The following is a 14444-nucleotide window of genomic DNA, read 5'->3' as shown; positions in this document are numbered from 1 at the left end:
TATCGGTGCTCATTGCACCTCAGCTAAACAACAATATCTTTTCATCTTGCTGTCTGGCTGAAAATTCGTATACATCGGTGTTGTTCACCAATTCTTATATTCTACTTGAAATTTCGTCTCTTTTCGAATATAGGTACTTGTATTCGGTCTCTACGGCTACATTGGCACACCTAATTGCATGAGTAATGGCTCAAGGTTTAAATAAGATATTATATATATTTATCAATAACTTGAAACAAAAACTACCCACAATATTGATTAAAATTTAAACTGATTGATTTACCGTTTTACAACCCAATTTATTAAAACATGTTGGGTATCATGGAAATAAATTATCTATAAAGGAATACGATGCAAATTTGCCCCTGATCAGCCGAAAAAATTTTCATTGTGAGGTCTGCACTCCTTACTTAAGTTTTACTAAACTTTAAAGGCTTTCGAGCGATAAACGTCAGCGGTACATTGTGTAAGAATCAAAAATGTACGTGTTGATAAGTGGGTGAAGTGAAGACCAATGAGTAAGGTCGAATTTTTGAACTCTATCTAAAAGATATGAACTTACAAAAAGGAACCTTTAAAATAAATGACTGGTTTAAGGCAAAAAATCAGCATTTGTTCTTTCCGGAAGTGCCTGTCATTTTGTGATTGATTTAAATTTACTAGAAATTAATCTTTATGATAAATAATATCACCACTCTTTAAATTCATATCTGATCCTACAAAATAAATTAGGAATCCAACCTCATAGGGTTGTTTATACATATCTTGATATTTAAGTTTCAAGTTAAAACTTTTAGTTCCTTCGTCCTCAATTATTTTAACAACACTCTGGTCAATGAAAAGTTCAATTTTTTCCTCTCTATTTTTGTCTAATTTAATAATTTTATTTTCAATATACTTAGAATTATCTAGAGGTAAATCAATCTGATCGCCATCATGATAATAAAATTTAATACCCTTTGCCTGCCCCAGACCATAGTTGATTATTATTAAATGTAATTTATATGCGCTAGTTTCTTCTTCACTCTCTAAGTTCGAAGCACATTCCCAACTTCCACTAACTATTTCTATATCTGGTTTTGCACTTAAATATAATGCTTGTAATTGCTCCATTTGAATTGAGGCAAAATTTTGCTGAATTTGAGTACTAACCTTCATTTCTTCAATTTGGAGATTTAAAGCTTTAGCCTGTTGATTAATAGCTACAGAATTTTGATCTAACTGCTTACCCTGCTGTACATATCCTAAAATTAACCAAAAGAAAGCTACTGGTGCGAATATACCTGCCAGAAAGTCACCAAGCTCATTAAATGTTGTGGGTCTTTCCAACCATCCTAAAATATAAATCGTAAAGAAAAAAACTATCCATATACCAGTTGCAACATAACAAACTTTTCTAAATCTTTTATCTTCACTACTATTATTCATTTAATACCAATAAAAAACCGATGCCTAAGCATCGGTTTTACATGACTTTAATAAAACTAGCAAATTAAGCTTTCAACCATTTCTCTGCTTTCGCTTGATCTTCAACTTTCAAGTCAACCGTGGTCAAATCAATTGCACCACCTTGGACTTCAAACTGAATAAATTCATCACGGCGGAATGCATACACAGCGAAAGTGCCTTCTTGTTTCGAATATTTCTCAACAAGTTTTTCCGACGCTTTTAAACCATCAATCGCAACAATCACATCATTGGCAGAAAGACCGGCTTTAGCCCCTGTACTGTCACGACGAACCTGTTGAATCGCCACACCTTCAGGTTTATCTGCAACTTTGAGTCCGAATGGCAAAGCTTTTTCATTTTTCAATTCAAAACTTAGACCAAATTCAGGCAGCAACTGATCCAGTGGCAATTCGTCTGTGGTATTGATCAAATAATTAATTTGTTCAAGCCAGCTTTGGCCCGTTAATTCATGACACAAATCAAAGATGGTACGCTCATTTACTTGAATGCCCTTCTGCGCATTTTCATACAGCTTACGCATAAGTGCATCAAGGCTTGAACCTTTAAGACGCAATCCTAAATCCAGACACAGCGCCACCAAACAACCTTTGTTGTAGTAGCTTGTACCTGCATTATTCGAGTTCTCATCCTGACGGTAGAATTTTACCCACGCATCAAAACTAGATTCCGCCACGGTTTGAATCGCATGACCTGGATTTTGCAAGTAACGATCAATCTGCGCTTTTAATAAAGCAATATAGGATTCTTGATTGATGACACCGCTACGCAGCAAAATCAGATCATCATAATAAGAGGTAAAGCCTTCAAAGATCCAAAGTAGTGAGGTATAGCCTTCTCTATTCAAATCGTAATTGACAAAGTTTTCCGGGCGAATAAATTTCACCAGCCAAGAGTGGAAATATTCGTGACTGCATAAACCCAAGAAACGTTGATAATCTTTTGATGGCTCAACCGGTTCATCCGCTTTTGGCAGGTCATCACGTGGCGTAATCAAGCTGGTGCTATTCGGGTGTTCTAGACCACCATAGCTATTGCCTGTTGCCATCGTCATAAAGGTATAGTTTTCAAATGGCGCCGAACCAAACATTGAAATTTCTGTGCTACAGATTTTTTCAATGTCTTGCTGCATACGTTCAGCATTCATGGCATGTTTGCCTGAAACCACAAACTCATGCGGAATACCATTGGCTTCAAAGCTAAAACGGGTTTGATCTGCCAGTTCAAATGGCGAATCAATCAGCTGCGCATAGTTTTTAGCTTTTAAAGTATGACGACCTTTAACCAAGCTCTTGTTTTCCAAACCTGTGGCCAATTGGAAGTGTTTTAGTTCTTCCGGCAGGAACACTTCAACTTCAATGGCTTTATCTTCCTGACCTTCTAGTCCTAGACAGGTACAGGCCGGATTTACATATAAACGTGTTTGATCCACATATGCACCACGCACAGACAGGTCATAGGCATAAACGTCATATTCAACCGTAATCAGTTCATGATCGGTATTAAATAAACGCCATTTATTCTTTTCAAATTTGCTAATTTGCAGAATACGCCCATCTTCATCATATGCTTTGACTGACTCAAGATGCTTGGAAAACTCGCGAATTAAATAGCTTCCCGGAATCCAGGTCGGTAGTAATAGTACTTGGGTAGGATTTGCTAAAAAGCGAAGTGTCACGTGAACTAGATGCTGACGATAATCGTCAAATTCGATTTGATAATGCAACATAAGGGGCAATACAAAATAAAAAAAGGTAACTTGGCAATTAGCTTAGCATTTTTTTGTAAAGCAATGCGAACTGTCACATTTGTCTACAATTCTGACTAGCCATTTTTTAAAAAAAAGCATAGCATGCCCATGATTTTTTGCATTTTAAAGCCAATGGATTGGCAAATAAAGGAACATCATTGAAAGCTGTCATCTACCTCCTCGCATCTCTTAGTTTATTGTGCTCCACGATAGTCAGTGCTGCATTACTGAACCTCGTTCCGGAAAGTGTTGAAGCGCCCGCCTGGACCATTCTGGATACTCAATCTGGACAAGTGATTGCTGAGCACAATAGCCATGAGCAACGTGCACCAGCATCCATGACCAAAATGATGGTTGCTTATATCGCGTTCAAAGAAATTCAGGCAGGTCATTTAAAAAAGGATGAAATCATCACTGCAACACCGGTGGTCAAAATGGTGCAGTGGGATGAATCACAAATGTATCTTAAAGAAGGTGAGCAGATTTCTGTTGATCAGCTGCTGGCGGGTTTGATCGTGATGTCAGCTAATGATGCGGCTGTGACTTTAGCTGAACGCATTTCAGGCACAGTACCGGCTTTCATTGAACGCATGAACATTGAGGCCAAAGCCTTGGGAATGAACGATACGCATTTCGCCAATGCGCCAGGTGTGACCATGCCGGATCATTTTTCCTCTGCACATGATATGGCATTACTTGGTCAAGCACTTACAGCAGAGACACCTGAATATTTGCATTATTCAGTGATGCCGAGTTTCAGTTATAACCAGCGTTTTCATCGTGCAACCAACTTGGCACTCAAATTTGACCCCAGTGTTGATGGTTTAAAAACAGGTTTTACCAAAGCTGCAGGTTATAACCTGGCACTTACTGCACACCGTCCTACGGCTAATCCTGAATTGCCTGAACGTCGTCTGATTGTGGTGGTGATGGGTACAAAAAACGCTTTAAAACGTGCTGAAATTGCCCATACCCTGCTGAACATGGCTTATACCTATACTCGCAATGAAGTGGCGATTAAAGATAAACAGCTGATTGCTGAATTACCGGTGATTAAGTCCACTTTGAAAATGTTCAAACTGGAAACCAGCAAACCGCAAATTATTACCACGTCTTTATATGACCAGCCTTATGCGATTGATCTGCAAACCTATGACACTGTCAATCAGCGCATTATGTTGAATACAGGTAATGGAACAATTCAGGCGATCGACCCATTACAAGAAACCAAAACTCACTTAAATATCGAAATCAAAGAAAAACTCCTGACCGCCCCATTAGCCAAAGTGATGGAATTGGCCACCGTGCAAGTTTATCAAAACAACCAATTGATTCGCACTATTGCCATTGAAAATGATGTACACATTGAAGAAGCCAATTTCTTCCAGAAAATTGCCATCTGGTTTAAACAGCTTTTCACTTTTTTCTCCAGTGATGAAGTGGAAGTTAAAACTTATCCTCTAGGCTAATTGCGTGACATTTCTTTAAATTATGTAAGCTGTATAACAATCTAAACAAAAGCAATGAATTGAAGATGTCATATTGATGCCGTCTTCTTTTTTGTCTTGAAAATAATAAATAGGTTAAATATGAGCAATCTACATAAAATTGTCATTGTGGGTGGTGGTGCCGGTGGTTTAGAACTGGCCACCCAACTGGGTAATACGTTAGGTAAAAGTAATAAAGCCAAAATCACCTTGGTGGATCAGAAACTGACCCATATCTGGAAACCGTTATTACATGAGATTGCAGCGGGCACACTCAATCCTCATGCCGAAGAAACCAATTATTTCTCCCATGCCTCCAAACATCATTATGAGTTTGTCTTAGGCAGTTTTATAGAGATTGATCGGGCTGCTAAACAAATCACGCTTGAAACAGCACAGCTATCCAAACCCGATCGAACCAAGCCAGATGAAACCCCAAAGTCTATTCACTTGGATTACGATACCTTGATTATTGCTGTGGGTTCGACTTCGAATGACTTTAATACCGAAGGTGTGAAACAGTACTGTCATTTTCTGGATAGCCGTAAACAGGCAGATGTGTTTCAGCAAGATTTACTGCATTTATATCTAGAAGCCCAAAACCATAAAACTACCCGCGCATTGAATATCGCGATTATTGGTGCGGGTGCAACAGGCGTAGAGCTTGCAGCCGAACTGTTTCAAGCCAAACAGACTTTCTTTAAATATGGTTTAAATAAAATTGACCCGAAAAATGTCAATATTACTGTCATAGAAGCGGCCGACCGAATATTGCCTGCCCTTTCTGAGACCATTGCTAAACACACCAGCCATCAACTTGAGCAATTTGGAATTAAGGTCTTGACCAAACATCGGGTTGCAAAAGTGGATGAGGACAAAGTCTACTTTGCCGATGGAACCTCTATAGATGCAGAACTGAAAATCTGGGCAGCAGGGATTAAAGCCCCAGTTGTTCTGGAACAATTAAAAGATTTTGAAAAAGACAATATTCACCGGCTAAAAGTGTATGCAACGCTGCAAACCTTATCTGACCCAAATGTTTTTGCTTTTGGTGACTGTGCTCATTGCCAGCCCACTGCGGATGAACCGGTACTCGGTCCACGCGCTCAAGTGGCCAGCCAGCAAGCCAGTTTTCTGGTCGATGCCATGAAAGCTCGTATCCAAGGCAAGTCACAACCGATGTTCAAATTTTCCGACAAAGGTTCACTGGTGTCATTAAGTCATAATAAAGCAGTGGGCGAATTACTCGGACAAGTCAATGTACAAGGTTTTATCGCAAAATCGATGTATGTTTCTTTATATCGACTGCATCAAGCTGCAATTCATGGTTATACCCATGCAGGAATTTTGACTGCCAAAGATTTTGTCACAAGAAAAACAGGTCCAAAGATAAAATTGCATTGAAATTTAAAAAACCGCCCCTATTATTAACAAAATGCCATTAAAAACGTAGAAAATGCAGTATTTTTGATAATTATGATCTACAAAATCTGCTTTTCACTTTATGATGTCCCCTTTAAAAATTGAATGGATCAATAACATGACTGCTATTGCAAATGACCTCGTGGTTTCTTTCCACTACACGTTGACTAACGCAGAAGGCGAAACTCTCGACCAATCACAAGGTGAACCACTTGCATATTTGCACGGTGCAGGTAACATCATTCCAGGTTTAGAAAATGCTTTAGAAGGCAAAACTGTTGGTGATAAATTTACTGTAAACGTTCCTGCTGCTGAAGGTTATGGCGAATATAACCCAGAAATGGTTCAAGAAGTTCCTGCTCAAATGTTCCAAGGTGTGGACAACATCCAACCTGGTATGCAATTCCAAGCTCAAACTGATGACGGCGTTCAAATCGTGACTGTTAAAGCAGTTGAAGGCGACACAATTGTTGTGGATGCTAACTTCCCGCTTGCTGGTCAAGACTTGACTTTCGAAGTTGAAATTGTTGAAATTCGTGAAGCTTCTGCTGAAGAATTAGAACACGGTCATGTACACGGCGCTGGTGGTCATCACCACTAAGATCGGTACAGATCATAAAAGGCAAAGTGTTTACTTTGCCTTTTTTATTGCCTTAAATTTTTTATACCTCATTCAATCACCCGAGAGAATTTCAGTTAGCTGAAGAATTTTAGTAATATTTCTAGAACTGGCTAATTTGTTTTAAACGCTGCATATCGATAATACGAATTTGGCTATAACTCCACTCTACAATGCGTTGTTGGATAAAATATTGCAGTTGCTTATTTAAGGTTTGTCGGGACACCTGCCATCACGGCAACTTCGACTTTCTGGACCGCATAAAAATCAAAATTTAGCGATTTTTGCTGTAAAAATAGTACCCGATTAAACACCGAATACCTTTTCACCTAATCACTGACTTTAAACTTGCCGTCACTGAGCAGTCAGCCGATCTGCATACGCCCAGACAATAACATATACATATCACCCAATTTTTGCTGAGAACGTAAAATCTATTGTTGCGTTAAATGGAAGCTTTTGGATAATTTTCAATAAAGCTGATGTCGGTATGCCAAGTATCTGCACGTCCACCACGTGAATCCAGCTCAAGCACATGTGCGGTTCCACTTTTTACCGGAACCGTTGGATGGATTCAAAGGCGTACCTAATAATGCAGCAAAGCCTTCCTGTTCATCATCGTTTAAATGCTGCTGGTTTTTAAAGAAGATAACTTTGTACTTGACCAGAGCATGGTTAATTTTATACACCGTTTCTTGATCTAGAGTTGAAGAGAGTTTGATCCCTTCAATTTCCGCACCAATGCGGCCGGTAATCGGTTTCACTTAAATAGGTTGATATTTGTAATTTGGACATAGGTATTTATTTGAGTGTGGCTTCTGGCTATTCCTTATATTTCAATTTTATTGCAAGGTTGTGTTGTTGAAATATAGTCTGCCCTTAATACGCCCTAAACACTGTCAAAGCTTTGACAGTGATCAGTACAATACCTGCTAAAGCGTTGAAGCTTTCTGATTTAGACAGTGCCCTTTTAGCAGCCTCTTCAGTAAAATAAGCAAAAAATTTAAGCTTAAAGTTACCCATTAAAAAAGCCCCTAAACATGGGGCTATTTATTCAAAACAATTATAGATAATCGCCTTCACGTTCTGGCTGATACAATACTTTTTCAATCTTCACTTTCATTAAATGACCATCTGGCTGTGGCCATTCAATTTCTTGTCCTTCTGCCAGTCCCAAAATTGCTGCGCCTACCGGTGCAAGTACATTGACTTGACCTTTTTCACCACGGAAATCATGTGGATAAACCAAGGTAATATCCGTAGATTCACTCGCAGGTGCAATGGTAATCCGCACACGCGCATTCATGGTCACTACATTTTGAGGAACCTCTTGGGGAGCTACCACATTAGCACGGGCAATCTCATCTTCAAGATGCTGCATCGTTGGACTCAGTTTAGATTGATGCTCAAGCATGGTTTCTAAACGCTGAAGATCCTGTTGTGAAATAATAATTGTCGGTCTAGCCATTTACCTGTTTCCTTTGAACGAAAGATGTCATTACAGCAATAGCAAAATGAGTTATATCTTTTATGGAGTATTATTCTGTTATAGCAGAAATATGATATTTGAAGAATATGACCTTTAATCATATATAAAAAAAGCCCCCTTGAGGGGGGCTTTCTCAAGTCTTTAACTTATTTTGCGTAAACAGGGAATTTAGCACATACAGTTTCAACTTTCGCTTTAACAGCGTTAATTACAGCTTCATCGCCTTTAGCATCTAAGATATCAGCAATCCAGCCTGCTAGGTCACGTACTTCAGCTTCACCGAAACCACGTGTTGTTACAGCTGGAGTACCAATACGGATACCAGAAGTCACGAACGGAGAACGCGGGTCATTTGGTACAGCATTTTTGTTCACAGTAATGTGAGCAGCACCTAACCAAGCGTCCGCTTCTTTACCAGTCACGTCTTGTTTGATCAATGACAGTAAGAATAAGTGATTTTCAGTACCACCAGATACTACATCATAACCACGTGCGATTAATACTTCAGCCATTGCTTTAGCATTTACCACAACTTGTTTTTGATATTCTTTGTATTCAGGTGTCATTGCTTCTTTAAAGCAGATTGCTTTAGCCGCAATAGCGTGAACCAAGGGACCACCTTGGTTGCCTGGGAATACAGCTGATTGTAATTTTTTCTCAATCTCTTCGTTTGCTTTCGCAAGGATTAAACCTGAACGTGGACCACGAAGTGTTTTATGTGTAGTCGTTGTTGTTACGTCAGCAATTTGCACTGGGCTTGGGTAAACACCCGCAGCAACAAGACCTGCAACGTGAGCCATATCTACAAACAGGTAAGCGCCAACTTTGTCCGCAATTTCACGGAAACGTTGCCAATCAACAATTTGGCTATATGCAGAGAAACCAGCTACGATCATGCGTGGCTTGTGTTCTACAGCTAAACGTTCAACTTCTTCGTAATCGATCTCGCCAGTTTCAACATTTAAGCCGTATTGAATCGCGTTATATGTTTTACCAGAGAAGCTAACTTTTGCACCGTGAGTCAAGTGACCACCGTGAGCCAAGCTCATACCCAAAACTGTATCACCTGGGTTAAGAAGCGCTAAGTAAACAGCAGAGTTTGCCTGTGAACCAGCATGTGGCTGAACGTTAGCATAGTCAGCACCAAAGAGTTCTTTAGCACGGTCAATTGCCAATTGTTCGATGATGTCTACATATTCGCAACCGCCATAATAGCGTTTACCAGGGTAGCCTTCTGCATATTTGTTAGTGAGTTTTGAGCCTTGAGCTTCCATAACTGCTGGAGAGCAATAGTTTTCAGAAGCGATTAGCTCGATGTGCGCTTCTTGGCGCTCACCTTCAGCATCAATTGCTTTAGCTAATTCTGGGTCGAATTCAGAAATCGAGATATTGGCAAACATTAGCGAGGTCCTATAAATTAGGGCTTTTAAGCCGTGCTAAGATTGGCGCGTATTGTAGCATGAAGTTTATAAATATCGAGAATGAACTTTGTTCAGTTTTAAATAAAAATAGCTCATGTAAATATAAAACATGAGCTATTAAGATCAAATCAAGTTATTGAATTGGCATTAAAGATTTTACATCCGTCACAATATTATCGACATTTTCAGTTACGACTGTGCTGTGATTCCAGCGATCAGCAACATTAGTAATGAATTTATCATCAATATATTCAAATGTCGTCCCTTTAGATTCAAGCATTGCCTTTAATAATAAAGTTGCTTTTTCAGGTACTGTGGTGTCATTTGAGCCTTGATAAATAATGACCCGCTGATTCAGTTTGACACTGCCCGGTTGTGAATCCTTGGTTAAGAAATTGTTAATCACAGGGACTGTCATAAAGTTATCTTGAGTACGACCATAATTAGCCAATAAATTACCAGGTGTTGATACATATTGTCCCATTGCATTACCCAACATATCTGCGACATCTGTAGCACATTCAGTCTCTGCAATTGGTGCAATCGCTGCTGATTGTGGTTTAAAAACCTGATTATAATTTACAAAAATTTGATGCCCTTGCATACCGGCCACAATTAAAGAGGTAAACATATCTAACTTTGCATATACTGGAATTTGTATATTAGCAGGTTGACCCACTACTAAGTCTTCCCCATCTTTGAGAATATCAGCCAAGTTTGAAGCGGGAGCAACCGCAATCGTGCCTTTATAATTCAAATTAGCGCGTGAAGCATATTGTGCAGCACCTAATGCGGCGTGCCCGCCTTGTGAGTGTCCAACAGTCAACCATTCTGTTGATACCTTCCCTCCCTGACTAGTTAAATATTTACGTGCAGCTACGACAGCATCAGTAATTGAATACGCTTCGCTTTTTAAATTCAGGAAAGGGTGATTACCAGGGGCACCTAAACCTTCATAATCTGGAGCAACCACAACATAGCCTTCATCCAATAACTTTTGAATCAAAATAGTTGTACTACCTAAACCCTGCTTGCTTGGAGCACACTTATCAGCAACGCCAGTCGTCCCATGCGCCCAAACCACAGTTTTCCATCCATTTATCGGTGGAGTGGTTGTAGGTATAAAGATTAATGAGGTTGCTTGCACTTCTTGGCCGTCAACACCTAGCATCTTATAAGTGAGCAACTGCCTATCAGCATTCAGATCTGGGTATGCATCTTCGGTATTAGGATCAGTATAAGCCTCTACTCGCACTACAGGGTTCTGAATATTATTGACCGGAATTCCATTATTCGGACCATTGAAGACTGAATCACCATCTCCACTTCCACATGCAGTTAAAAATATGACCGAACTACTCATTAACACTGTTAACAATGTTTTTTTCATGTGCATTTCCTTATACATTTTTTGTTGTGATGATTTAAGTATCATGAAGATAAGAATTATTACCTTTATTCTTAATTTTAAACAATGTAATTTCAGACCAAATAAACACAATAAAATTGAATAATTTTTCACACAATATAAGTAATTGATTTTTATTATCTTCCATCCACCTTACTTACAAATATACAACAATTTAGGTTTGGTAAAATACAAACTTATTCATCTTATTTTTCTTAAATTCTATTTATTTAAGTTGAACAACTATTAAAAAATAAAATTTATTAAACAGTTAGTATCGCTATTTCTCCCAATTCATTACGAACAAATTTTTCTCAAGCTTTATTTAAAACCATGATTAAAATGAGAGCATTTGAACCTCTCAACTCAATAAATTAAGCCGAAATCAAAGTGTATTTTTAAGATTACTCAAACAAACTTTTATCAATCATGACATCGCCATCAAGCAACAACGTTTTATTGTTTTAGATCGCGACTCTATGTCATGTGCGTATTTAAATACCGTGATGATACTCAAGCTATTAAATTGATGGATCATGAAGATTGGCTGCCTTTATATCTATATAAAGGTCTAATTTCGGGTAATGAATTAAAACAAGACTATTTAAACATCATCTCTAGAAAGAAATAATAAATAACAGCTAAAAGTCACTGTTTTCAGTTTGTATCAGCGTATTTGAAAGTGTTAAATTTATTCAAACTTTCGCTACAGTTATGGATCAGGTCATGCAAGCAATTATTCTCGATACAGAAACCCATACACTAAATGGACAGCCGATTGAGATTGCCTATGCACCTGTTCAAATCAATGAAGGTAAACTCAGCCTCGATAAGACTCAAATTTTTGATCAACTGTATAGCGTAGATGAACCCATTTCTTATGCAGCAATGGCAGTACATCATATTTTGGAGGCGGAATTAATCGATCAACCTCACTATAAGACTTTCACGCTTCCAAGCGATACCACCTATATTATTGGTCACAACATTGATTACGATATTCGCGCACTTGAAAAATGTGGCGTAGATTCCAAAAGCATTAAAGCCATTTGTACCCTTGCCCTTGCACGCTTAGTTTGGCCAGATGCGGAGGCACATAATATTTCTGCGCTCATTTATATGATTACCAAAGGCAGCGCAAAAGCCCGCGAGATGATTAAAAAAGCGCATCGTGCCGATATGGATATTATTCTGACCGCAAATATTTTAATGCATCAAATCCATCATCTAAAAATTCAAAGCATTGAAGAACTTTATGAAGCATCTGAAGATGCCCGTATTCCACGTAGCATTAATTTTGGTAAACACCGTGGTACGGCTATCGTGGATTTACCTGCAGATTATATGCAGTGGCTGCTTCGTCAAGAAGACCTAGATCCTTACCTACGTAAGGCGATCGAAAATGCAAAAATCGTCACCTTATAATCTTTTGATTTGTAATATTTTTTACATATTATTGTCATTATTGCTGCATATAATCTGCCTTAATTTATTTTGGAGAGTAAATTAAGGCATGTCTCAATATCACAAAACTGAGTTAGGCATTGAAAGTTTAAAACAGCGCTCAATGGATTTGAATGCTCGCCAACGCAGACTTTTATTGCTGATCGGCACAGAAGATTTTAATCTCCTTAGCGAGCAATTTAAAAATCGGATTGCACCTGCAGAATTGCTCGAACAATTGCTTGACATGGGATTAATCGCTTGTTCTATCCCAGAGCAAACTCAAACGCCATCTCCTTCAGCTACACTTGTTAGTGAAATTGAAACCCATCTCACCACTCAAACCTCAACACTTGCAGAGAAGTTTGCTGAACCTATTACCACTTCTAGCACCTCCTCTATTTCATCTAGTAATGACAATTCTCAGGTAATAGAAACGCAGAATGAAATCATAGAAGTTATTATCGATGCCCTAGATTTTGAAGAAGTAAAACAATTAATGGCTCATCTACTCCAACAAAACTGCGGCTTAATGGCAAAACAACTGATTAATCGTATCTTACACACCCAAGATTTACGCAGTTTAAAACTGTGTCAGATGCAATGGATTACAGAACTACAAGAAAGCCGTATTGCTCCAGCAGAATTGAAGCAAAACTTACAGCAAATCAACTACTCTCTACAAAAGCTGAATGCTGCATAAAATTTAAGAGGATTTTTCTGTTTCATAATTCATTTCAGGTCTTAACTAGACAACTGCATTAAATTTTTCTTTCGATGAAACAATGAGATATAGATAAGAACAGTCAAATTGCGTAAAATACAAGTCCCCAAAAACCTCTAAATACGACCTTTGCTTAATGGCGAATGTTTTCTAAAAACTCCATATAGTAAGTATTTTAGGGGAGTTCATTATGTCGTCTCTACGTTATTTGGAATTTGATTCAGCTGACAATCCCATGTATTTAAAAAAAGTGGGGAATTGGATATTTACGTTTTTAACTACCCAAGCGGAATTGAGCAATATTCAACTTGCAATGACCAGTGTCCTTCCCCGCCAAGTGAGTGAAAAGCTCCAACCCATTCGAATTATTATTGAGCAAACAGAAATTGAGAATCGCTGGTTGATCCAGCAGGTTGAATGTTATGACAGCGAACAAGGTAAAGATGAACGCTTGAGCTTTAATGATGAAATTGGAATTAAAGTCATTCAAAGTATTATTCAAGAATTTAAAAAATATGATGTAGATATTCATTTGTTATAAGTTTTAGCCCTTGGCCCACTTCGGTGGGCTTTTTTTTATTCCTTTAATGATCAATAGCCTTTGGATGGATATAAAGCATATGAACTTAGGCTAATTTAAAAACCTACCCTGTCGGTGAGTTATTTAGATCTCATGCTTTGATTTGAATTGACCCAATCATTAACCATATTTGTGTCACTCGATAATCCGATAAATACTATCAGAATTACGACTTTCAAAAAGCAACTCAATACTGGGCCGTATAATTTCACCCTCTATAATAATATGTTCAATTCTTTGAAATATCGACAGTTTATTGGCCTCAGCATTTTCAGGAAGATCCCGAAGCAATGCCCGCACTTCATGTATCTTACTAAACTGGTCTTTTACCTTCACCTCAATCATTTGCGTCATTAGGTTTCTCAACTTATTTTATTTAATGGATTTTTTATAACATATGTTCTGCTATCAACATTCGTTAGAGATGTTAGATTTTTTGGCAATGTAATTTTTTATAAACAAATGTGATATTTATTTTAAATTATGCAGACAAAAAGTTAAAAGTAACGCAAAAACATCATCTATTTTTCACTACACGTCTCATATGCTTAAAATTAAAATCATAAAAATATTTTTGCTATAAAAATAAGAAAGCCCGCATTTCGGCGGGCTTTTATGTTGGAAGGCTAGTGCT

Annotated in this window: 15 protein-coding genes; 6 read left to right on the top strand and 9 right to left on the bottom strand. The window is 38.1% G+C overall.

Features of this window, described 5'->3' with window-relative positions; translation table 11 throughout:
- Window positions 1-666: 666 nt before the first annotated feature.
- On the bottom strand, window positions 667-1428 hold the full coding sequence (locus tag ACP69Y_RS08435) for a hypothetical protein (protein ID WP_425917837.1): 762 nt from the start codon (window positions 1426-1428) through the stop codon (window positions 667-669).
- A 64-nt stretch (window positions 1429-1492) separates the two neighbouring features.
- Window positions 1493-3196, bottom strand: coding sequence for a M61 family metallopeptidase (locus ACP69Y_RS08430; protein ID WP_425917835.1), 1704 nt, complete (start codon window positions 3194-3196; stop codon window positions 1493-1495).
- A gap of 179 nt (window positions 3197-3375) precedes the next feature.
- Here ACP69Y_RS08430 and ACP69Y_RS08425 point away from each other — a divergent pair, with 179 nt between their 5' ends.
- From ACP69Y_RS08425 to slyD, 3 genes are all read left to right on the top strand, one after another.
- Window positions 3376-4686, top strand: a complete 1311-nt coding sequence (locus ACP69Y_RS08425; RefSeq protein WP_425917833.1) for a D-alanyl-D-alanine carboxypeptidase PBP6B — start codon at window positions 3376-3378, stop codon at window positions 4684-4686.
- A 120-nt stretch (window positions 4687-4806) separates the two neighbouring features.
- Window positions 4807-6108, top strand: coding sequence for an NAD(P)/FAD-dependent oxidoreductase (locus ACP69Y_RS08420; protein ID WP_425917831.1), 1302 nt, complete (start codon window positions 4807-4809; stop codon window positions 6106-6108).
- 136 nt (window positions 6109-6244) lie between these two features.
- Window positions 6245-6727, top strand: coding sequence for a peptidylprolyl isomerase (gene slyD, locus ACP69Y_RS08415; protein WP_131213491.1), 483 nt, complete (start codon window positions 6245-6247; stop codon window positions 6725-6727).
- A gap of 121 nt (window positions 6728-6848) precedes the next feature.
- On the opposite strand, the gene ACP69Y_RS08410 is transcribed toward slyD, so the two are convergent.
- From ACP69Y_RS08410 to ACP69Y_RS08385, 6 genes are all read right to left on the bottom strand, one after another.
- Window positions 6849-6971, bottom strand: coding sequence for a hypothetical protein (locus tag ACP69Y_RS08410; protein ID WP_425917829.1), 123 nt, complete (start codon window positions 6969-6971; stop codon window positions 6849-6851).
- A gap of 301 nt (window positions 6972-7272) precedes the next feature.
- Window positions 7273-7509 carry a TauD/TfdA dioxygenase family protein gene (locus ACP69Y_RS08405; RefSeq protein WP_425917827.1) on the bottom strand — a complete coding sequence of 79 codons (237 nt, stop codon included), beginning with the start codon at window positions 7507-7509 and terminating at the stop codon, window positions 7273-7275.
- A 115-nt stretch (window positions 7510-7624) separates the two neighbouring features.
- Window positions 7625-7768, bottom strand: coding sequence for a hypothetical protein (locus ACP69Y_RS08400; protein ID WP_425917826.1), 144 nt, complete (start codon window positions 7766-7768; stop codon window positions 7625-7627).
- 40 nt (window positions 7769-7808) lie between these two features.
- Complete coding sequence (gene rnk, locus ACP69Y_RS08395; RefSeq protein ID WP_425917824.1) at window positions 7809-8213, bottom strand: nucleoside diphosphate kinase regulator; 405 nt, start codon at window positions 8211-8213, stop codon at window positions 7809-7811.
- 167 nt (window positions 8214-8380) lie between these two features.
- The gene (glyA, locus tag ACP69Y_RS08390) at window positions 8381-9634 is read right to left on the bottom strand and encodes a serine hydroxymethyltransferase (protein ID WP_425917822.1); all 1254 of its coding nucleotides are present in this window, start codon (window positions 9632-9634) and stop codon (window positions 8381-8383) included.
- A 154-nt stretch (window positions 9635-9788) separates the two neighbouring features.
- Window positions 9789-11045, bottom strand: coding sequence for an alpha/beta fold hydrolase (locus ACP69Y_RS08385; RefSeq protein ID WP_425917820.1), 1257 nt, complete (start codon window positions 11043-11045; stop codon window positions 9789-9791).
- A 744-nt stretch (window positions 11046-11789) separates the two neighbouring features.
- Between ACP69Y_RS08385 and ACP69Y_RS08380 the strand changes: the two genes are divergently transcribed.
- From ACP69Y_RS08380 to ACP69Y_RS08370, 3 genes are all read left to right on the top strand, one after another.
- Window positions 11790-12488 carry a putative quorum-sensing-regulated virulence factor gene (locus ACP69Y_RS08380; RefSeq protein WP_425917818.1) on the top strand — a complete coding sequence of 233 codons (699 nt, stop codon included), beginning with the start codon at window positions 11790-11792 and terminating at the stop codon, window positions 12486-12488.
- 88 nt (window positions 12489-12576) lie between these two features.
- The gene (locus ACP69Y_RS08375) at window positions 12577-13209 is read left to right on the top strand and encodes a hypothetical protein (protein WP_425917816.1); all 633 of its coding nucleotides are present in this window, start codon (window positions 12577-12579) and stop codon (window positions 13207-13209) included.
- Window positions 13210-13420: 211 nt separating this feature from the next.
- Window positions 13421-13771 carry a hypothetical protein gene (locus tag ACP69Y_RS08370; protein ID WP_425917814.1) on the top strand — a complete coding sequence of 117 codons (351 nt, stop codon included), beginning with the start codon at window positions 13421-13423 and terminating at the stop codon, window positions 13769-13771.
- 174 nt (window positions 13772-13945) lie between these two features.
- Here the strand turns inward: ACP69Y_RS08370 and ACP69Y_RS08365 are convergent, their stop codons facing one another.
- Window positions 13946-14164, bottom strand: a complete 219-nt coding sequence (locus tag ACP69Y_RS08365; RefSeq protein ID WP_425917812.1) for a hypothetical protein — start codon at window positions 14162-14164, stop codon at window positions 13946-13948.
- Between the last annotated feature and the right edge of the window lie 280 nt (window positions 14165-14444).

It is taken from the genome of Acinetobacter sp. TSRC1-2 (genome assembly GCF_049895885.1).
GTDB lineage: Bacteria > Pseudomonadota > Gammaproteobacteria > Pseudomonadales > Moraxellaceae > Acinetobacter.
The sequence above is the reverse complement of the archived record's forward strand: the minus strand, read 5'-3'. Positions and strand labels throughout refer to the sequence as shown.

Bases quoted from the DNA above. Each gene is read 5' to 3' on its own strand.
- ACP69Y_RS08380 (WP_425917818.1), top strand. From the start codon at position 11,790: ATGCAAGCAATTATTCTCGATACAGAAACCCATACACTAAATGGACAG.
- ACP69Y_RS08420 (WP_425917831.1), top strand. From the start codon at position 4,807: ATGAGCAATCTACATAAAATTGTCATTGTGGGTGGTGGTGCCGGTGGT.
- ACP69Y_RS08375 (WP_425917816.1), top strand. From the start codon at position 12,577: ATGTCTCAATATCACAAAACTGAGTTAGGCATTGAAAGTTTAAAACAG.
- ACP69Y_RS08435 (WP_425917837.1), bottom strand. From the start codon at position 1,428: ATGAATAATAGTAGTGAAGATAAAAGATTTAGAAAAGTTTGTTATGTT.
- ACP69Y_RS08365 (WP_425917812.1), bottom strand. From the start codon at position 14,164: ATGACGCAAATGATTGAGGTGAAGGTAAAAGACCAGTTTAGTAAGATA.
- rnk (WP_425917824.1), bottom strand. From the start codon at position 8,213: ATGGCTAGACCGACAATTATTATTTCACAACAGGATCTTCAGCGTTTA.
- glyA (WP_425917822.1), bottom strand. From the start codon at position 9,634: ATGTTTGCCAATATCTCGATTTCTGAATTCGACCCAGAATTAGCTAAA.
- slyD (WP_131213491.1), top strand. From the start codon at position 6,245: ATGACTGCTATTGCAAATGACCTCGTGGTTTCTTTCCACTACACGTTG.
- ACP69Y_RS08385 (WP_425917820.1), bottom strand. From the start codon at position 11,045: ATGAAAAAAACATTGTTAACAGTGTTAATGAGTAGTTCGGTCATATTT.
- ACP69Y_RS08400 (WP_425917826.1), bottom strand. From the start codon at position 7,768: ATGGGTAACTTTAAGCTTAAATTTTTTGCTTATTTTACTGAAGAGGCT.
- ACP69Y_RS08430 (WP_425917835.1), bottom strand. From the start codon at position 3,196: ATGTTGCATTATCAAATCGAATTTGACGATTATCGTCAGCATCTAGTT.
- ACP69Y_RS08370 (WP_425917814.1), top strand. From the start codon at position 13,421: ATGTCGTCTCTACGTTATTTGGAATTTGATTCAGCTGACAATCCCATG.